The following is a 19,816-nucleotide window of genomic DNA, read 5'->3' as shown; positions in this document are numbered from 1 at the left end:
TGCCCACTCAAAAAACAAACAAATGTTTCACAGAAATATCAAACTGATCATAGCCGCCGCGATCATCGCCACCGGCATTTGGCAAATGACCGAGAACAACATCGGCAACGGGATTTTCCTGATTTTGCTTTCGATTATTCCTATTTTCCTTTATTTCAAGAACGAGTTTATCTTGCTCGCATTCCTGCGTTTGAGAAAGCAGGATTTCCCGGGCGCGCAAAAATGGCTCGCCTACATCAAAAATCCTGAAACGGCGCTGGTTCGCAAGCAGCAAGGTTATTTCAATTATTTGCACGGCATCATGCATTCGCAAACCAATTTGATCCAGGCCGAGAAGTATTTCAAGAAAGCCGTAGAGCTCGGATTGTCGATGGACATGGACATGGCCGTAGCCAAATTGAACCTTGCGGGCGTGGCCCTGACGCGTCGCCGGAAGCTCGAGGCGACCAACCTTTTGAACGAAGCCAAGAAGCTCGACAAACACAATATGCTCAAAGATCAAATCGTGATGATGAAGGAGCAGATGAAGAAAATGTAGGTAACTTACAATTTACCAAATGATTAAGCCGTCGTTAATTGACGGCTTTTTTTGTGTTAAATTGTGTCTCGTTTGAATTTCGTATTATTTTATTTGTTAATATTGTTGCGTATTAATCAATAAATTGGCAAAATTATGAGATTAATAATACTCCTTTCTACCGTTTTGTTGCTCCAGTCTTCTTTCGCCCAGGACAAAGTGGTTTACTTCTCCGACGCCATCAAGAGCAACATCAAAAAGTACAATTCGCAAAGCGACAAAGCCTACCGACAGGGCGACATCGAGGCCGGACAAGCCCTTTTTGACTCGCTGGTGCAAAACAAATTGGTGGGTTCAAAGTTTGACGACTATTCGTTCAAATCGGTCAACAGCCGCAAGGTAAAATTGAGCAAAATCAAGAAGCCGGTGTTCATCATCACCTATTCGTCGTGGTGCGTGATCCCAAAAGGAGAAATCCAGGCGCTCAACAAACTGGCGCGCAAGTACGACGACCAGGTGCAATTCATTGCCGTATTTTGGGACACCAAAACCGATACGCGAAAAATAGCGCGCAAATTCAACCACAAAATCAAGGTGTGCTACGCCAACGAATCGTATAAGAACGACGCGCGCATCGTGGCCACGTTGAAGCATACACTGGGGTTCCCGACGTCGTATTACCTCAACAGCAACCTCGAGGTGGTCGACATCAAGCGCGGAGGCATCCAGTTGCCGCCCAGCACGAATGCAAAGACTGCCTTTGACATGAACTACCGCTTGTTCAACGAACGACTGTCGATTTTTCTAGAAAAACAACAAACGCCCGTAAGCCAACTGGCGTCGGTTGCCGAGTAATCTATTTGAACCACATCTTTGCCGCGACCAAAACCAAAATCACAGCGAAAATCTTTTGCAGCAGTTTCTCATTGATATTGAGCGCGACCTTGCTCCCAAAATAACTTCCCACCACAAAAAACGCCGAAATCACCATCGCATATTTCCAATTGATGTGCCCCGCCTTGTGGTAATTGAGCACCGCCAAAAACATCACTGGCGGGAACAGCGCCGCCAAACTCGTGCCTTGCGCCTGGTGTTGCGAAAATCCAATCAGCACTAACATCGGCACCATTACGATGCCGCCACCGATGCCTATGAGTCCGCTGAGCATGCCCGCCAGCAACCCGATGCCTAGTACAATAATAAAAGTGCTGGTCGTCATCAATAGCCGCTTAAAGGAATTTCTATTTCATAGCGTTTGCGTCCCGGGTTGTTGAGCTTTTTGTCGCGCAACCAGGGGTTGTGTATCTTGAGTATTTTGTAGTTGATGCCTTGCGTCTTGGCGAATCCGGCCAGATCTACAATGGTCGAATCGACCGAAATGATTTTGGACGGAAGGTTCTGGTACAAATCGGCCGGCAAGACATTGAAACCATATTTGTCGGGACTTTTCATGATTTCCTTGAGCGCCAAAATGCGAAAAACATAACGCGCAGTTTCTTCGGTAAGCAATAGATCGTAATAATCGGTTACTTTTTGCATGTCGATTTGCTTGCCCACGCCGGTCATCCCGCCGTTGTACGAAGCCGCCGCGAGCGTCCAGCTGCCAAAACGGGTCTTGGCATCGAGCAAATACCTACAGGCCGCTTCGGTCGATTTTTGTAAATGATAGCGTTCGTCGACGGTCTCGCTTACCTCCATGCCTTTTTCCTTGGCGGTCTCGGGCATGAACTGCCACACGCCGCGTGCCCCTGCGGGCGATACAGCATTGACAAGCCCGCTTTCGATGACGGCCAGGTATTTGAAATCGTCGGGGACGTTGTATTTCTTTAGGATCGGTTCGATGATCGGAAAGGCGCGGTTGGCGCGTTTGATGATGAGCAAGGTAGACGCATCGAGGTTGGCGTTTACGATGAGTTCGCGTTCGAAACGTTCCTTGACGTCGGCAATATGCAAAGGCGTACGCTCGCCGGCAAAATCGATGCTGTCTGGAATGACGAACGATGCTTCGGGCTTGGCCGGGCTTGTTTTTTTGGTTTCGGGCGACGTGCCGTAAATCAGCAGTCCTGAGGTGACGACCACCGAAGCCGTCAGCGCTGTTTTCTTAAACCAGTCCATGGGAATTCATTTTTAGTTGATTGGTAAACATAGTAAAAAAGTCGAAAATCGAAAGTCAAAAATCGAACGAATTGATGATCATTCTTCGCCGCGGATGATTTTCGGCAGGTGTTCGTTGAGCCATCTGAATTTATTCAAAATCATGATGTGCGTACCACCCTTGACGATACGGCAATCCTTGATGTATTTGATCGGGAACACCTCGTCGGCGTCGCCGTGTATGTGCACCACGTTGGCATCGATTTGGGTCCTGTCCCACAAAATCACGTTGCGGATCGCCCACTGGAAATACCGATCGTCGCGCACCGACAGGAATTTGTCGTACAATTTCATGCGCTCCCTGACCAGTTGGCTCCTCGAAAGCTTGGCGAGCCGTTCGATCTTACCGACCACATCGGCAGGGATCAATTTGTAGGCGCGCAGCATCTTGGTTACCTTCATACGCCGCGGGAATTCTTCGTTGCAACGCACGCTCGAAATGATGATGACCTTGCGCGGCGACAGGAACTGCGCCATTTCCTGCACCAGTATACCGCCGAACGAAACCCCTACCAACACCGGGTTGGGCTGCGTGACTTTTTGGGCCATCCGTTTGGCGTAATCGACCAGCGATTCGTTCGGGGTCGGGATTTGCCATTCGAGCAAAACCACCTCGAATTGATCGGGCGGCAACGCAATCCGCTCGAAAATAGCGGGACTTGCCGCCAGCCCTGGCATCAGGTAAACCGGAATTTTGTCCATAGTCGATTTAACGTATCAATAAGCGGAAGTACCGAAATTAATTCCGAAATTTGTATAAAAGTAAAATTTTCAAGCCAAAACCCATTTCGGCCGCAGTTTATTTTATCAATAAATTATGAAGCGGTGGCTTTGGGGATTTGCTTGGTTCAATCGCAAAACGACTAAATCTAAGAACAATGGAAGAGACAATGACCATGGACATCAAGGACAACGCCTTTGCGCGACAGTTTGAAATTTCGGTCGCCGCGGGTTTGATTACGGTAGAATATTCTTTTCAGGAGAAAAAGATTTTCCTGACGCGCATCAACACGCCCGACAATTTTGACGATGACGCCTTCATCAACGACCTGCTCAAGAACATCATGGAAATCGCTTATGAACGCAAACTGAAAGTCGTTCCGATTTTCCCGAAGATTGCCGCGTTTTTCAGGAAGAATGCGACGTATAAAGATTTGTTGCCGCCGGGAATCAAATTGTAATAAAAACCTCCATAAAGCCGTTTCTAACCGAAGCGGCTTTTTTAGTCGAAACCGTTATCTTTACCCCATGACCGACACGCTCCAACTACAAGTCTTGCATTTTTTCGAAGGCATCGACCAATACTACGGCTGCAAAACCGAAATCACCGAAGGTTTGTATTCGCGCTACGAAGATTTTGACGCGCGCGCGACCACCTGGAATTTATCGGAATTCACGCTGATCCGATCGGCTTACCGCAACAACGGCGACCGTCTCATGATGGAAGGCGAAAAAATGTACTATGAGATTTCGGCCAAATTGCTCGTCGATTTCAAGCGGCCCAAACGGCATACCTTTGAGTTTGTCGAATTGTACGGCACCGATGTGTACCGGATTACCAAGGTGAAGTTCGATTCGAAGTACTAGACCGCTGTACTACAGGAACCAGGACCGCTGTGCTGCAAGAAACAAGGCCGTTTCACTGCAAGAGGCAAGACTTTTAAGCAAAAATGTCCTGACTCCTGATTCTTGATTCTTGACTCCTGATTCTTGATTCCTGACTCCTGATTCTTGACTCAAACCGTCACCCCCGCAAATTCCATCCTTACCGAGCCGTCGTCGTCGATCTTGGTGAGTGTAATTTCGTGCAAAGTATTCACGAGCTCCGGATTCCAAGGCGTTTTGACCTTGACGTAATTTTCGGTGAATCCGTAGATGTAGCCTTCCTTATTTTCGCCTTCAAACAAAACGGTACGATGCGAACCGAGCTGGCTTTCGTAAAATGCGCGGCGCTTTTTGACCGACAATCCGCGCAACATCTTGCTGCGTTTGGCGCGGACGTTGGCCGGAACTACGCCTTCGAATTCGGCGGCTTCTGTATTGTCGCGTTCCGAATACGTAAAAACGTGCAGGTACGAAATGTCCAAATCGTTTAAAAAATGATACGTTTCGAGGAAATGTTCATCGGTTTCGCCCGGAAAGCCCACGATCACATCGACGCCGATGCACGCGTGCGGCATGACTTCGCGGATTTTAGCGACGCGGTCTGAATAGAGTTCGCGCAAATAACGGCGTTTCATCTTCTTCAAAATATCGTTCGAACCCGATTGCAACGGAATGTGGAAATGCGGAACGAACGTGCGGCTTTTCGACACAAAATCGATGGTTTCGTTCTTGAGCAAATTCGGCTCGATCGACGAGATGCGCAAACGCTCGATGCCATCCACTTTATCCAACTCCTGCACCAGTTCCAAAAACGTGTGCTCGTGCTTTTTATTCCCGAATTCGCCTTTGCCGTAATCGCCAATGTTAACGCCCGTCAGGACGATTTCCTTGATGTTTTGCTGCGAAATTTCGGCGGCGTTTTTCAACACATTTTGCATCGTATCGCTACGCGAAATCCCACGCGCGAGTGGAATCGTACAATAGGTGCATTTGTAATCGCAACCGTCCTGCACTTTCAAGAATGCACGCGTCCTATCGCCTATCGAATAACTGCCCACATAAAAATCGGCCTCGACAATTTCGCAAGAATGTACTTCGCCCATGTCGTTTTTCGAAAGGTCGTTGATGTAATCGGTGATCTTGAATTTTTCGGTCGCGCCTAAAACCAAGTCAACGCCGTCAACGGCTGCGAGCTCTTCGGGCTTGAGTTGCGCATAACAACCCACGGCCGCGACAAACGCCTTGTCGTTGCGTTTCATTGCCTGGCGCACGACGTGTTTGAACTGCTTGTCGGCATTTTCGGTCACCGAGCACGTGTTGATCACGTAAATATCGGCCGCGTCCTCAAACTCCACGCGGTCAAAGCCCTCGTCCTGGAAACTGCGGGCAATGGTCGATGTTTCTGAAAAATTCAGTTTGCATCCGAGGGTGTAAAAAGCGACTTTTTTTCTTTCCATTCTTGTTTGGGCGTTGCGCAAGCGCCGGGCTTTCCGTTTCAAACGAAGTTCACTGAACTCCTATTTAATATATTAACGAGGTGAAGTAATCTTTTTATTGCTTTACCATTTCGAAGTAAGGCGAAATCCCAAATGCAATAAAAAGGATTTCCACTTCAATCCCTAACGCGGGCATCGGTTTCCAATCGAGCGCGCAAATTTACGACAAAATCTGTTACAAATAATGATTTCATTTGGAATGATTTAACGCAAAAACGGTTACCTTTAAGGTCAAAATCAAACAATATAACAATGAAGAAAATTATTTTGGGCAGTTTTGTCGTGCTAATGACCATTGGCGCGCAAGACATGCAGGCGCAAAAGGGTAAATCCAAAGGCACGCAACTCATCGACCGCGAAATCTTTTTTGGCAACCCCGAGATCTCGGGCGGGCAGCTTAGCCCAGACGGCCAATGGATTTCGTTCATGAAGGAGTACGAAGGCATCATGAACATTTGGGTCAAACGATTCGACGAACCGTTCGACAAGGCGGTTCCACTCACGAACAGCAAACGCCCGATGATGGGTTATTTCTGGACCTACGACGGCAAATACATCGTGTATGCCAAGGACGAAAACGGCGACGAAAACATCAACGTTTTTGCGGTAGACCCGATGGCCAAAGCCGCAGAAGCGGGCGGTGTTCCCGCATCGCGCAACCTTACGCCGCTCAAGGATGTGACGGCACAAATCAACATGGTGTCCAAGAAAAATCCCGATGTGATGATGGTGGCGCTCAACGACCGCGACAAGGCCTGGCACGATTTGTACCAGTTGCAAATCTCGACGGGCGAGCTCACCAAGGTATTCGAAAACCACGACCGCATCACGGGCTATGATTTCGACTGGGACGAAAAACTGCGCGTGGTGTACAAAACCGACGAAAAAGGCAACACCATCATGTTCAGCAAAGAAGGGGAAACGCTCAAGCCGTTATACGACTTTATCGTTACCGAACAGGCATACATCGCGGGCTGGACACCCGACAACAAACAAGCCTATCTGGTTTCGAACAAAGGCGATTTGAACCTGTCGACCTTGCATTTGATGGACGTCGCGACCAAGAACATCACCAAGCTCGAAAGCGACCCTAAGAACCGTGTCGATTTTGGCGGACTCAGCCTGAGCGACCTCACCCATGAAATCCTTTACACGTCTTATACCGATGACAAAACCGACATCGTCTGGAAAAACAAGACCTGGGAAGCCAATTACAAATACCTCAAGTCGAAGTTCCCGGGCCGCGAGGTGGATATCGCCAGCGTGACCAAGGACGAAAAGAAATTCCTGATCGCCATTTCGGGCGACAAATATGCGTCTGAAGTTTACTTTTACGACGTAGATACCAAGGAGCTCAAACTCCAATATATCCCTAGACCCAAACTCAAGGCGGTAGAAAAAGACCTGGCCGAGATGAAGTCGGTGCGCTACAAAAGCAGCGACGGGCTCGAGATTCCAGCTTACCTGACCTTGCCTGTGGGCGTACCGGCCAAAAACCTGCCGGTGGTGGTGCTCGTACACGGCGGCCCGAAAGGCCCGCGCGACTACTGGGGCTTCAACAGCTACGCCCAATTTTTGGCCAACCGCGGGTATGCCGTTTTGCAGCCGAACTTCCGCGCGAGCGGCGGCTATGGCAAAAAATTCCTCAACGCAGGTGATTTGCAATGGGGCAAACTGATGCAGGACGACATCACTTGGGGCGTCAAATACCTGGTTTCTCAAGGCATCGCCAACAAAGACAAAGTAGCCATCATGGGTGGCAGCTACGGCGGATACGCCACGTTGGCCGGATTGGCCTTTACACCAGATTTGTATGCTTGCGGTGTCGATATCGTGGGCCCGAGCAACATTTTCACGTTGCTTGAGTCGATCCCTGCCTATTGGGAAGCCGGTCGTGCGATGCTGTACGGCATGTGCGGCGACCCGAACACCGAAGCCGGAAAGCAACGCATCCGCGAAGCCAGCCCCTTGTTCAGTGCAGACAAAATCGTCAAGCCTTTGTTGATCGTACAAGGCGCCAACGACCCGCGTGTGAAACAGGCCGAAGCCGACCAGATTGTCATCGCCTTGCGCGACAAGGGCAAAAAAGTGTCTTACCTGCTCGCCGACGATGAAGGGCACGGGTTCCGCAAACCGGTCAACAACCAAGCGATGTTTGCCGAAACCGAGCGATTCCTTTCGGGCATTTTGGGCGGACGCTACCAAGACGGCATGCCGCAAGACGTGGCCGAACGTTTGATGCAACTCAAGGTAGACATCAACACCGTAAAATACGAACCCAAGAAAGACTTTAAGATCACCAAGGAATTGCCGGCCATTGCAGCCAACCTGAAACCGCAAACCATCAACTACGATTTCAAGATCGAACTGCAAGGACAGGCGCTCCCGCCAATGACCATGACGCGAACCATTTCGCAAAAAGGCGCCAACTGGATCGTCAAGGATGTTTCGAAAGGCGCAATGGGCGAAATGAGCGACGAGGCAGAGTTTTCTCCATCGTTTGCCATCGCCAACCGCAGCATGTCGCAAATGGGACAAAGCATCAGCATGAGTTTCGCCAAGGAAAAGATGACGATGAACGCCGCAGGACAACAAATGGAAGTACCGTTCACGGGCGCCTATTTGTCGGACGGCGCGGGATTGGACATGATTGTTGCCGGACTTCCGTTGGCCAAGGACTATTCGCTCGCGTTCGAGATGCCCGACGTGATGACCGGAAAGGCCAAACAAGTCACGCTCAAGGTAGTGGGCAACGAAAAAATCAACAACATCGACTGTTTCAAATGCGAAATCGTTTCGAACGACAACGCCAACGACATCACGACGTTGTGGATCAACCCTTCGAGCAAAATGGCCGAAAAAATGATCCAGGTTTTGCCGGCCATGGGCAACGCCAAGCTCACGATCGACAAAAAATAGTTTGAATCGACCCAAAGAAAAAGCCGCTACAAAGCGGCTTTTTTATTTAAAAATCAGTCTGATTTCAGGACAAACCGTCCGTCGCGATGCTATTCCTTGCGCCACTTTTTGGTTTCCTCGAACACGTGCTCCAGGATGCGCGCTTCTTTTTCGTCGAACACCACATTGCGGCGTGACATCACAATACGCGCGGTTTCGAATGCTTTTTTGGTGATGTAGGTCGTGAATCCCGAAGCACCACCCCACGAAAAACTCGGCACGAAATTACGTGGAAAACCGCTGCCAAAAATGTTGGTGCTCACACCAACTACCGTACCCGTGTTGAACATCGTATTGATCCCGCATTTGGAATGGTCGCCCATCATGAGTCCGCAGAATTGCAACCCGGTTTTTTCGAATCCGGCGGTTTCGTAGCTCCACAATTTGACTTCTTCGTAATTGTTCTTGAGGTTCGAATTGTTGCTGTCGGCGCCAATGTTGCACCATTCGCCAAGCACCGAATTGCCGAGGAATCCGTCGTGCCCTTTGTTCGAATAGCCCATCAATACCGAGTTCGAGACCTCGCCGCCAATACGCGAATGTGGCCCAACGGTGGTGGCGCCGTAAACTTTTGTAGCGAGTTTGACCTGACCGCCTTCGCACAACGCAAACGGGCCGCGGATGACCGAACCCTCCATGACTTCGGAATCCTTGCCGATGTAGATTGGACCCGACGAGGCATTCAAGGTGACAAACTCGAGCTTGGCGCCCTCTTCGATAAACACGTTTTCGGGCGCGATCACGTTGACGCTTTTGGGAATCGGTTGCGAGATACGGTCTTCGGTGAGCAAGTCGAAATCTTCGCGCAGCGCCGCATCGTTTTTGGCAAATATGTCCCACGGACGTGTCACCGTAAGGCAATCGTCATGGTATTCGAGAATTTCGTACTGGTCAAAATCGATTTCCTCCTGCGTGTCTTTGGTATAAAATGCGATGATTTCCTCGCCTTTGAGGATTGCTTGGTTCGACTCAAGGTTCTTGACCATTTCGGCCAGCACGTCGTTGGGTAAAAAACTGGCGTTGATCATGACGTTCTCTTCCATTTCTACCATCGGGAATTTCTCGGACAGATAGTCCTCGGTAAGCGTGGTGGTGGTCGAACCCAAATACTTCTCCCATTTTTCGCGTATGGTCAAAATCCCGATCCTGATGTCGGCCACGGGGCGCGTAAAGGTAAACGGGAGCAAGGCGTTGCGGACGGTGCCGTCGAATAAAATGTAGTTCATTTGCGTATGCGGTTATTCGGTTATCCGATAATTAGATTTTTGTCCGTCCAATATTCGACGTGGCCCAAAGTTACAAAGTTTTGCTTCACTTGGGGATAAACTTATACCAATAAAACTGTTAGAAAAAATACAGATTTTCTGCCTTTCACTTAAAAAAGTATTCCGTAGGGATAAACCCGATTCCCCTACCCGATTGTGCACAAAATACAATTTTAAACGATACCCTCCTTGCAGAAAATCTATAACTTCCAATTAAATCTTCAATCATCCGCGACAATGAACAACCGTAGCCAAACAAAAAAGCCCTTCCAAACGGAAAGGCTTTCTCTATTTTGAACACTAAGCGGATTATTTTCCGTGCTTGGCGTATTTGCTTCTGAACTTGTCGATACGACCTGCGGTATCGATGAGTTTTGACTTACCAGTGTAAAAAGGGTGCGAAGTTCTAGAGATCTCCATTTTCACGACCGGGTATTCAACGCCTTCGTGGGTGATCGTTTCTTTGGTATCTGCGGTAGATTTAGTGATAAAAACTTCGTCGTTTGACATGTCTTTAAAAGCGACCAGTCTGTAATTTTCCGGGTGGATTCCTTTTTTCATGGTATGTTTTCTTTTGCGATTGCCGTTTTTCCTGATGCTTTCCGTCGTGCGAAAAGGTATAGATATGCAACAACCTTTTGTTGTACTTTATTATTTTAAGCCCGCAAATGTACAACTATTTTTGAATAATCAAACCTTTATTCGCTTTTTTTATTTGCCCGCCACCGATGATTTTTGCCGTCGGTGTAAACGGAATTGCTATATTTGTTGATTGAATCAAAACTCCTCAACCATGAACGAAATCATCAAGAAAAATGGCCTGACCTTTGGCGTCATCATGGGCTTGTTTTCGGTGCTGGTCACCGCGACCATTTATGCGACCAATCTCGAACTTTTTCTCAAGTGGTGGATTGGACTGCTTACCATTGCCATATCCATCATCCTTGGCGTGGTCCTGGTGTCAAAAACCAAACGCGAATTGGGTGGTCAAATCACTTTCAAGGAAGCATTTACCACCTATTTCATGGCGGCGGCCATCGGCAGTACGATTTCGGTGTTGTTCAATATTTTGCTGTTCAACGTGATCGACCCTTCGATCAAGGAAACCTTACAGGAAATGACCATAAAGTTTAGCGTAGAAATGATGCAGAATTGGGGCATCCCGGCTTCAGAAATCAACAAAGCAGTCGCCGATATGCAAAAAACCGACAACTACGCCCCTGGCAATCAATTGTTTGGGCTTGTCTTCAGCCTTGCGGTAAGCGCCATCTTTGGATTGATCCTTGGCCTTGCGTTCAAAAGTAAATCCACGCAGCAGTTATAGATGAACCTATCGATTGTCATTCCGCTTCTCAACGAAGAAGAATCGCTGACCGAACTCCACGATTGGATCGTTTCGGTGATGCAAAAAAACCATTTTTCGTATGAAGTGATTTTCATCGACGACGGTAGTACAGACCGTTCGTGGAGCATCATCGAGCACCTGTCTGCGCAAAACGCCAACGTCAAGGCCATACGGTTCCTCAAGAACTTTGGCAAGTCGCAGGCGCTGCATGCCGGATTCGCACAAGCCCAAGGCGATGTGGTGATTACGATGGACGCCGATTTACAAGACAATCCCGAAGAAATCCCAGAACTCTACCGAATGATCACAAGCGACCATTTTGACCTGGTTTCCGGCTGGAAAAAGAAACGGTACGATTCGGTGGTGAGCAAAAACTTGCCGTCCAAATTGTTCAACTGGGCCGCGCGCCGCACATCGGGCGTCGAGCTCAACGACTTTAACTGCGGGCTCAAGGCCTACAACAAAGAGGTCGTTAAAAACATAGAGGTTTCGGGCGAAATGCACCGGTACATCCCGGTTCTCGCAAAAAATGCAGGTTTTGGAAAAATCGGCGAAAAGGTGGTCAAGCACCAAGCGCGCAAATACGGCGAGACCAAGTTTGGAATGGATCGATTCATCAACGGATTTCTTGATTTGATCACGATTTGGTTTTTGTCTCGGTTCGGCAAACGTCCGATGCATTTGTTTGGCGCGCTCGGATCGGTGATGTTCGTGATCGGATTTTTGTCGGCCGGGTACATCGGTTTTGTAAAATTGTACCGGTTGTACAATGATTTGCCGTATGATTTGGTGACCAACAACCCGTGGTTTTTCATTGCATTGACCACCATGATCATCGGGACGCAATTATTCCTGGCCGGATTCCTAGGCGAGATCATCTTGCGGACTAAGAACAACGAAGAACGTTATAAAATATCGAAGACCGTAAATTTGAATTGACGCCATGCAACCTGAAACCATCAAGAGTAAAATCTTTGAGATTAGAGGACAGAAAGTGATGTTGGATTTTGATTTGGCCAATTTGTACCAAACCGAAACCAGAACACTCAAACAAGCCGTAAGAAGAAACGTGAATCGTTTCCCAAACGATTTCATGTTTGTGCTTTCTCAAAACGAGATCAATGATTTGGTGTCACAAAATGTGATACCATCCAAAAGTAACCTCGGAGGTGCCGCACCCTTTGCTTTTACCGAACAAGGTGTCGTCATGCTTTCGAGCGTTCTGAACAGCGAGAAAGCGATTGAAATCAATATCGCGATTATCCGAACATTTATCGCAATCCGACAATTTGCGCTGAATTACAACGAACTACAAGCCAGAATCGAAAAACTGGAGCAACAGTTTCCGGACATTTACAAAGCTTTGAATTACCTGGTTGACAAAGACAGGTCGGTTGAAAAAACCGACAGAACCAAAATCGGATTCAAGCAATAATTAGAACCCACGAGCCCTAGCCCCGATTGACGTGGAAATCCTTTGAAATGAAACAAAGTGGAATTTCAAAGATTGGAACAAAAAGCGGGAAACAGCTCCTAAAAATAAAAAAAATGAACATCGAAAAAGACATACTCGACCGCGTCAACGAATGGATGACGCCTACTTTCGACCAAAATACACAGTCTGAAATAGAAACGATGATGACCTCGTCGCCTGCTGAATTAAAGGAAAGTTTTTACAAAAACCTCGAATTCGGAACCGGCGGCATGCGCGGCGTGATGGGCGTGGGCACCAACCGCATCAACAAATACACGCTCGGCAAGAACACGCAGGGTTTGTCGAACTATCTGCACCAAACCTTTCCCGGCAAACAAATCAAAGTCGTGATTGCGTACGATTGCCGTCACAACAGCAACACGCTCGCCAAGGTGGTCGCCGATGTGTTTTCGGCCAACGGGATCGAGGTGTACTTGTTCTCGGATTTGCGCCCTACGCCTGAGTTGAGTTTTGCGCTCAAACATTTGAAATGCCAGTGCGGCATCGTACTCACGGCTTCGCACAATCCGCCTGAATACAACGGCTACAAAGTGTATTGGGAAGATGGCGGGCAGCTTGTTCCGCCGCAGGACAAAGAAATTATTGAAGTGATCGAAGGCTTGAAATACGACGAGATCAAGTTTACGGCCAACGAAAAACTGATCCATTACATCGACAAGGACGTCGACGAGGCGTTTTTTCAATCGTCGGTGGACAATGCGGGTTTCAAGACGCCGCAGTCGGCCAAGGACAATCTGAGCATCGTGTTTACGTCGTTGCACGGCACGTCGATCAAGGCCGTTCCGCAGGTGTTGGAAAAGGCGGGCTACCAAAACGTACACATCGTGCCCGAACAGGCCGAACCCAACGGCGACTTCCCGACCGTCAAATCCCCGAATCCGGAAGAGCCCGAAGCACTGACCATGGCCCTGGCTTTGGCCGATAAACTAAACGCCGACATCGTCGTGGGTACCGATCCGGATTGTGACAGATTGGGCGTGGCCGTACGCAACAACCAGGGCAAAATGATCCTGCTCAACGGCAACCAGACGATGGTGCTCATGACCGGATTCTTGCTCGAACAATGGAAACGCGCAGGCAAGATCGACGGCAAACAATTCATCGGGTCGACGATTGTTTCGACACCCATGATGAACGAACTGGCCGATGCGTATGGCGTCGAATGTAAGGTTGGCTTGACGGGATTCAAATGGATCGCGAAGTTCATCAAAGATTTCCCGCACCTCGAATTCATCGGTGGCGGCGAAGAAAGTTTTGGGTTCATGGTGGGCGACGCCGTACGCGACAAAGACGCCGTGGCCGCTACCCTACTCATCTGCGAACTGGCTGCCCAGGCCAAAGCGGCCGGCAGTTCGGTTTATCAGGAATTGTTGAAAATGTATGTCGACTATGGGTTTTACAAGGAACATTTGGTATCGCTGACCAAAAAAGGCATCGCCGGATTGGCCGAAATCAACCAGATGATGGTAGACCAACGCGAAAACCCAATCACCGAAATCGCGGGCAAACGCGTGGTGATGGTCGAAGATTACAAAAGTTCGACGGCCAAAAATTTGTTTACGGGCGAAGTCGAGCCGATGACGATTCCCAAGTCGGATGTACTGATTTACTATACCGAAGACGGTTCGAAGATTGCCGCCCGACCAAGCGGCACCGAACCCAAGATCAAATTTTACGTCAGCGTGCACACCGACCTGGATACGGTCGAGAATGCGCCTGCCGTCGAAGCCGAACTCGATGCCAAGATCAGGGCCATCCTGACCAGCCTAAACATCATTTAAATTAATGGACAATTACAAAAAAATAATCCCATTCATCAAGCCGTACCAACGCGATGCGGTGCTCAACATTGTCTTCAACGTGTTGTATGCATTGTTCAGCGCATTGTCGATGGCCGCGCTCATGCCCGTGCTGAACGTACTTTTTGGGCAGGACGAGAAAGTGACGGTCAAGCCGCAGCTTAACTCGATCATGGATTTGGGCGGCTGGCTCAAAGACTCGCTGAACTACTACGCGACGCAATTTGCCGACGACAATCCGGTGCGCGCGTTGTTGTTTGTGATCGTGATTATTATTGTGTTGTTTTTCCTCAAAAATGTGTTCAACTATTTCGCGTTGCGCCACATCACGGTGCTGCGCAACGGCGTGCTCAAGGATTTGCGCAACACGTTGTACAAAAAAATCGTCGAGTTGCCGGTTTCGTTCTATTCCGAAAAACGCAAAGGCGATGTCATGGCGCGCATGCTGGGCGATGTGGGCGAAGTGCAGACCTCGTTTTTCCAGATCTTCGAACTCATCGTTCGCGAACCGCTGACGATTTTGTTCACGATCATCACCATGTTGTTCATCAGCCCAAAACTGACGTTGTTCGTGTTTGTCTTTGTTCCGATTTCGGGCTATTTGATTTCGCTCGTGGGCAAATCGCTCAAGAGCAAATCGCAACGCGCGCAACAGGAATCGGGGTATTTCATTTCGATACTCGAGGAAACCCTCGGCGGATTAAAGGTGGTCAAGAGCTACAATGCCGAAAACAATTTCAAGGACAAATTCAACCAATCGGTGACGCGGTTGCGCAGGCTCTCGAACAGCATCGGCAACAAGGCGAACCTTGCCTCGCCGCTGAGCGAATTTTTGGGCATTATCACCATTGCGGTATTGCTGTTGTATGGTGGGCAAATGGTACTCATCGATAAAACGCTGGCTGGCGCGTCGTTCATCACCTACATCGCCTTGGCGTACAATATTTTGACGCCAGCCAAGGCTATTTCCAAAGCATCTTACCAGGTCAAATCTGGATTGGCCGCCGCCGAGCGCGTATTTGCGGTACTCGAAGAAGAAAACGCGATTACGGATAAAACAGACGCCATCGAAAAAAACACCTTCGACGAAAACATCACGATCGAGCAAATCAATTTCAAATACGAAGAAGAAAACGTACTCAAGGAATTCTCGCTCAACATCAAAAAAGGGCAAACCGTCGCGCTCGTGGGCCAATCGGGAAGCGGAAAAAGTACTATTGCCAACCTGTTGACGCGTTTTTACGATGTAAACGAAGGCACGATCAAAATAGACGGCACAAACATCAAAGACCTCAAACTCGAATCGCTGCGCGCGCTGATCGGACTGGTCACGCAGGACAGTATTTTGTTCAACGATACGATCAAGGCCAACATCGTGCTCGGCAAGCCCGATGCGTCGGACGAAGAAGTCATCGAAGCGCTCAAGATCGCCAACGCCTATGAATTTGTGCAGGACTTGCCGCTCGGCATCCACACCAACATTGGCGACGCGGGCAACAAACTCTCGGGCGGGCAAAAGCAACGTTTGTCGATTGCGCGCGCCGTGCTCAAGAATCCGCCGATCATGATTTTGGACGAAGCCACGTCGGCGCTCGATACCGAAAGCGAAAAACTCGTACAGGTTGCGCTCGAGAACATGATGCAAAACCGCACCTCGGTGGTCATCGCGCACCGCTTGTCGACCATCCAGAAAGCCGATGTCATTGTGGTGATGAAAAAGGGCCGCATCGTCGAGCAGGGCACACACGAACAACTGCTCGCGCGCAACGGCACGTACAAAAAATTAGTCACCATGCAGTCGCTTGAATCCTAAACCCGATGACCTGTAAAAATTGCCAAAGCGAATACGCCGGAAACTTTTGTCCGAATTGCGGCCAACCGGCCCAACTCAAACGCATCGACGGACATTACATCATCCACGAGATCGAGCATGTGCTGCATTTTGAGAAGGGTATTTTGTTTACGGTCAGGGAATTGTTGGTCAATCCGGGTAAAAACATCCGCGATTTCTTTGTCGAGAACCGCAGCCGATTGGTCAAGCCGATTATTTTCATCATCATCACGTCGTTGATTTATTCGATAACGAGCCACTTCTTTCACATCGAGGAAGGTTATGTCGTGGCCAAAGGCATCCAAAAATCTTCGGTGACGGCCATCTTTGCGTGGGTCCAACAACATTACGGCTATGCGAACATCATCATGGGTGTTTTTATCGTGCTCTGGCTCCAACTTTTTTTCAGGAAATCGGGCTACAATTTTTTCGAGATCCTGATCCTGCTTTGTTTCGTCATGGGTATGGGGATGCTGATTTTTGCGTTGTTTGCCTTCCTGCAAGGCCTAACCCATGCCAATTTGATGACGTTTGCCGGAATCGCTGGTTTTGCGTACTGCACCTGGGCCATCGGCGAATTTTTCGGAAGAAAGCCAATGAACTACTTCAAAGCATTTTGGGCATATGCATTGGGTTACCTCACGTTTTGCGCGGCCGCATTTGCTTTGGGCAACCTGATCGATTTAGCAATCAAATAACGTTGGTGCAACATTCGTGCTTGCCGGTGGATTGCTTTTTTGCTTAACTTCGTGTAGCGCAACGCTTAGCAACCATGTACATCAGCGACGAAAAAATCAAACTCCCCGAAGACTGCGACACCGTCGTCTGGAAATACCTCGACCTGTCTAAATTTGTCGATTTGCTGTTGTACAGAAAGCTGTTCATGTCGCGTTCGGACAAATTCGAAGACCAGTACGAAGGCACGTTCAGCGAACCGACTTTTGAAGAAATCCGCAAACTGTCGGCCGACAACCCGGACTTTTTGGACTTTTACAAGACGCGGCGCAAAAACATTGTGGTCAGCAGCTGGCATTTGAACGAATACGAGTCGTTTGCCATGTGGCAGATTTTCACGCAAAAGAACGAAGGACTGGCCATACAATCTACATTGGGGCGTTTGCAAAAAGCGCTCGAGGTCGAACGGGTTTATGAGCAGCACATCGGCGCGGTGAATTACATCGACTATAAAAAAGAATACATCCCATTCGAGAACAGCTTTTTCCCGTTTTTGTTCAAGCGCAAAAGTTTTGTGTACGAACGCGAGATCCGCATCATTACCGATGTCACGTCGCACCAATTGATCATCGACAACGGGCTCAAGATTGACGTAGACATCCAGTCGATGATCGAGAAAATCTACATCCATCCCAAATCCGAAAACTGGTACAAAAACCTGGTCATCGAACTCGTCAAACGACTGGGTTTTGACTTCGCGATCGAGAAGTCGGATTTGGAAAGCGACATCTTGATTTAAAATAAACGACGGTGAAGCGCGTTCTGTTAAGTACTTTTGTATTTTAGCAGAAATTAAATCCAAATGAGAAACCGCTTGGCCCTTTTTGTTGCAATCCTGGTCGCGTTGTGCGCAGCGAATTGCAGCAGCGACAACAATGTTCCCATCATCAACGAAGCCAATACCGCGCGCTATACAGGCGTCTTGACCGATTTATCGCGTGATGTCATCACCGAAACTTATTTGTCGCTCCATACCAATGCCACTACGCTAAAAAACGCAGCCGATGTGTTTACCGTGGGCGATGCCGCGCAACTTGAGACCGTCAAAACGGCTTGGCGCGATGCGCGCATCCACTGGGAACAATCGGAAGCCTTTGGTTACGGGCCTTCGGATGCGAACGGAGCCGATGCCGCGATGGATACCCGGCCCATCGACACCGATGCGATGCTGGAACTCCTTGCCTATCCCGAACCGATTACCGCCGATACGCTCGCGGCCAACAACGAAGTACGCGGGTTTCACCTCATAGAACGTTTGGCGTGGGGCGAGGACGGCAACAAAACCGCCGCAGAATTCACACCCAAAGAAGTCGAACTTCTACAGGCGGCCGCCACCGATTTGCAAACCAACACGCAGTTGCTGTACGACGGCTGGAAACTCGACGGTGGAAATTATGGATCGAACTTTATCAATGCCGGACAAAGCGGATCGGTGTATACATCGCAGGAATTGGCGCTCGAAGCCATCGTCAACGGGATGATTGCGCTGGCCGATGAAGTGGCGGTGACCAAAATTCAAGGTCCGTTGATCCAAGGGGTAATTGCCGAAGAATCGCGATCGAGCAACAATACGCTTTCGGATTTGCGCAACAATATCCTAAGCGTGCAACACCTGTACACCGGCGACCGCGATGCCCTGGAAGGCAGCGGCATCGACGAACTTGTGGAATCCAACGTGGCGCTTGACGATGCAATCAACCAAGCCGTAACCGAAGCTTTGCAAGCCATAGACGCGATTCCGGGTACTTTTTCGGATGCTTTGACCGCAAACCCGGCATCGGTAGAGAACGCCTACAACAAAGTGGCGGCGTTGCATTCGGCTTTACAGATGCAATTGCTGCCGTATCTGGCCAGCCTATAAAAGAAAAAGCCTCGTTGTCGAGGCTTTTTTTATATCGGTTTGTAATCCAGAACCTTCCAGTCGCCCAGCAGGTCGATGTAGTGGTAATGCACCACGTCGTTCTTATCGAACTCGCCATTTTTGTTGGTGTCCTCGATGGTACGGAAATACAATCGGTTTTGCGATTCGATCAAATTCCAGTCGATGAGTTCCTGCATATCGGCCGACATCTTGGTCAGTTTGGCGCCGCCCATTTCGCTCAAATAAAGCGACTTGATGTCGTTGACGTCGAGTTTGCCGTCTTGGTTGGTGTCCATATCGGCCAACGTATACACGATGATCTGCTGTTTGGTCTTCTCGGCCACGGTCTTCAAAAACTTAACCGACTGGATCAACAGCGGCTTGTCGGACAGCGCCACAATCGAATCGGTCCCGATTTGCTGGAATTTCAAGTTGCGCAAATACCCGGTAATCTCGCCTTCGTCATAATTCGAAATCTGGAAACTCGCCGTGGTGGCCGCGGCGCTCGATGCATCGTACTTGGGTTTGCTTGATCCGTATATGTTCAAATCGCCCACCGGATGGATCAGGTAATTGGTTCCCGGAATATGGATCGGCAAGTCGGCGACTTCGATTTGTGCCGTATCGACTTTTGGGGCCGGCTTCTCGACCTTTGCCGCGTCGTAGGTCACTTTGGGTGTTTCGGCTGGCTCTTCCTTGCACGACACCAAGGCAGTGGCCACAAGGGTCGACAAAAACAGTTGCGTGTACTTCAT

Annotated in this window: 20 protein-coding genes; 13 read left to right on the top strand and 7 right to left on the bottom strand. The window is 49.1% G+C overall.

Annotated elements, in window-relative coordinates; all coding sequences use genetic code 11:
* Window positions 1–22: 22 nt before the first annotated feature.
* Together BLP55_RS09340 and BLP55_RS09335 are read left to right on the top strand one after the other, a co-directional pair.
* A complete protein-coding gene (locus BLP55_RS09340; protein ID WP_091142908.1) occupies window positions 23–538 on the top strand; it encodes a hypothetical protein in 516 nt (171 codons plus the stop codon).
* A 135-nt stretch (window positions 539–673) separates the two neighbouring features.
* Window positions 674–1,372 carry a TlpA family protein disulfide reductase gene (locus BLP55_RS09335; protein WP_091142554.1) on the top strand — a complete coding sequence of 233 codons (699 nt, stop codon included), beginning with the start codon at window positions 674–676 and terminating at the stop codon, window positions 1,370–1,372.
* Window position 1,373: 1 nt separating this feature from the next.
* On the opposite strand, the gene BLP55_RS09330 is transcribed toward BLP55_RS09335, so the two are convergent.
* The 3 genes from BLP55_RS09330 to BLP55_RS09320 all read right to left on the bottom strand — a co-directional run bounded on the left by BLP55_RS09330 (window position 1,374) and on the right by BLP55_RS09320 (window position 3,373).
* Complete coding sequence (locus BLP55_RS09330; RefSeq protein ID WP_091142551.1) at window positions 1,374–1,736, bottom strand: sulfite exporter TauE/SafE family protein; 363 nt, start codon at window positions 1,734–1,736, stop codon at window positions 1,374–1,376.
* On the bottom strand, window positions 1,736–2,632 hold the full coding sequence (locus tag BLP55_RS09325; RefSeq protein WP_091142547.1) for a lytic transglycosylase domain-containing protein: 897 nt from the start codon (window positions 2,630–2,632) through the stop codon (window positions 1,736–1,738). Before BLP55_RS09325 ends, BLP55_RS09330 begins: the two co-directional genes overlap by 1 nt.
* Window positions 2,633–2,710: 78 nt before the next feature.
* Window positions 2,711–3,373, bottom strand: coding sequence for an alpha/beta hydrolase family protein (locus BLP55_RS09320; protein WP_091142543.1), 663 nt, complete (start codon window positions 3,371–3,373; stop codon window positions 2,711–2,713).
* A gap of 194 nt (window positions 3,374–3,567) precedes the next feature.
* Here BLP55_RS09320 and BLP55_RS09315 point away from each other — a divergent pair, with 194 nt between their 5' ends.
* Window positions 3,568–3,852 carry a GNAT family N-acetyltransferase gene (locus tag BLP55_RS09315; protein ID WP_091142904.1) on the top strand — a complete coding sequence of 95 codons (285 nt, stop codon included), beginning with the start codon at window positions 3,568–3,570 and terminating at the stop codon, window positions 3,850–3,852.
* A 67-nt stretch (window positions 3,853–3,919) separates the two neighbouring features.
* A complete protein-coding gene (locus BLP55_RS09310) occupies window positions 3,920–4,258 on the top strand; it encodes a hypothetical protein (RefSeq protein ID WP_091142539.1) in 339 nt (112 codons plus the stop codon).
* Between the two features lie 149 nt (window positions 4,259–4,407).
* On the opposite strand, the gene mtaB is transcribed toward BLP55_RS09310, so the two are convergent.
* A complete protein-coding gene (gene mtaB, locus BLP55_RS09305) occupies window positions 4,408–5,733 on the bottom strand; it encodes a tRNA (N(6)-L-threonylcarbamoyladenosine(37)-C(2))-methylthiotransferase MtaB (RefSeq protein WP_091142535.1) in 1,326 nt (441 codons plus the stop codon).
* 291 nt (window positions 5,734–6,024) lie between these two features.
* On the opposite strand from mtaB, the gene BLP55_RS09300 reads away from it, so the two are divergent.
* Window positions 6,025–8,691, top strand: a complete 2,667-nt coding sequence (locus tag BLP55_RS09300; protein ID WP_091142532.1) for a S9 family peptidase — start codon at window positions 6,025–6,027, stop codon at window positions 8,689–8,691.
* An 89-nt stretch (window positions 8,692–8,780) separates the two neighbouring features.
* Here the strand turns inward: BLP55_RS09300 and BLP55_RS09295 are convergent, their stop codons facing one another.
* Both BLP55_RS09295 and BLP55_RS09290 read right to left on the bottom strand, forming a co-directional pair.
* A complete protein-coding gene (locus tag BLP55_RS09295) occupies window positions 8,781–9,956 on the bottom strand; it encodes a GlmU family protein (RefSeq protein WP_091142527.1) in 1,176 nt (391 codons plus the stop codon).
* A 348-nt stretch (window positions 9,957–10,304) separates the two neighbouring features.
* Window positions 10,305–10,556 (bottom strand): type B 50S ribosomal protein L31, encoded by a 252-nt coding sequence (locus BLP55_RS09290; protein ID WP_091142524.1) that lies wholly within the window; start codon window positions 10,554–10,556, stop codon window positions 10,305–10,307.
* 232 nt (window positions 10,557–10,788) lie between these two features.
* On the opposite strand from BLP55_RS09290, the gene BLP55_RS09285 reads away from it, so the two are divergent.
* The 8 genes from BLP55_RS09285 (at window position 10,789) to BLP55_RS09250 (ending at window position 19,061) form a co-directional block, all read left to right on the top strand.
* A complete protein-coding gene (locus BLP55_RS09285) occupies window positions 10,789–11,319 on the top strand; it encodes a DUF4199 domain-containing protein (protein WP_091142521.1) in 531 nt (176 codons plus the stop codon).
* Window positions 11,320–12,279, top strand: a complete 960-nt coding sequence (locus tag BLP55_RS09280) for a glycosyltransferase family 2 protein (RefSeq protein WP_091142517.1) — start codon at window positions 11,320–11,322, stop codon at window positions 12,277–12,279.
* A gap of 4 nt (window positions 12,280–12,283) precedes the next feature.
* Window positions 12,284–12,775, top strand: a complete 492-nt coding sequence (locus BLP55_RS09275; protein WP_091142513.1) for an ORF6N domain-containing protein — start codon at window positions 12,284–12,286, stop codon at window positions 12,773–12,775.
* A gap of 113 nt (window positions 12,776–12,888) precedes the next feature.
* Window positions 12,889–14,616 carry a phospho-sugar mutase gene (locus BLP55_RS09270; RefSeq protein WP_091142900.1) on the top strand — a complete coding sequence of 576 codons (1,728 nt, stop codon included), beginning with the start codon at window positions 12,889–12,891 and terminating at the stop codon, window positions 14,614–14,616.
* A gap of 4 nt (window positions 14,617–14,620) precedes the next feature.
* A complete protein-coding gene (locus BLP55_RS09265) occupies window positions 14,621–16,447 on the top strand; it encodes an ABC transporter ATP-binding protein (protein WP_091142509.1) in 1,827 nt (608 codons plus the stop codon).
* Window positions 16,448–16,452: 5 nt separating this feature from the next.
* Window positions 16,453–17,163, top strand: coding sequence for a DUF3667 domain-containing protein (locus tag BLP55_RS09260; protein ID WP_091142506.1), 711 nt, complete (start codon window positions 16,453–16,455; stop codon window positions 17,161–17,163).
* A 74-nt stretch (window positions 17,164–17,237) separates the two neighbouring features.
* Window positions 17,238–17,939: a hypothetical protein gene (locus BLP55_RS09255; protein ID WP_091142502.1), complete on the top strand. Its 702-nt coding sequence runs from the start codon at window positions 17,238–17,240 to the stop codon at window positions 17,937–17,939.
* A gap of 63 nt (window positions 17,940–18,002) precedes the next feature.
* Window positions 18,003–19,061 (top strand): imelysin family protein, encoded by a 1,059-nt coding sequence (locus BLP55_RS09250; RefSeq protein WP_091142498.1) that lies wholly within the window; start codon window positions 18,003–18,005, stop codon window positions 19,059–19,061.
* A gap of 29 nt (window positions 19,062–19,090) precedes the next feature.
* Here BLP55_RS09250 and BLP55_RS09245 read toward each other — a convergent pair whose 3' ends face one another.
* Window positions 19,091–19,816, bottom strand: a complete 726-nt coding sequence (locus tag BLP55_RS09245) for a CREC-EF hand family protein (protein ID WP_091142495.1) — start codon at window positions 19,814–19,816, stop codon at window positions 19,091–19,093.

It is taken from the genome of Flavobacterium caeni (assembly GCF_900101895.1).
In the GTDB taxonomy this organism is placed as follows: Bacteria; Bacteroidota; Bacteroidia; order Flavobacteriales; family Flavobacteriaceae; genus Flavobacterium; species Flavobacterium caeni.
The sequence above is the reverse complement of the archived record's forward strand: the minus strand, read 5'-3'. Positions and strand labels throughout refer to the sequence as shown.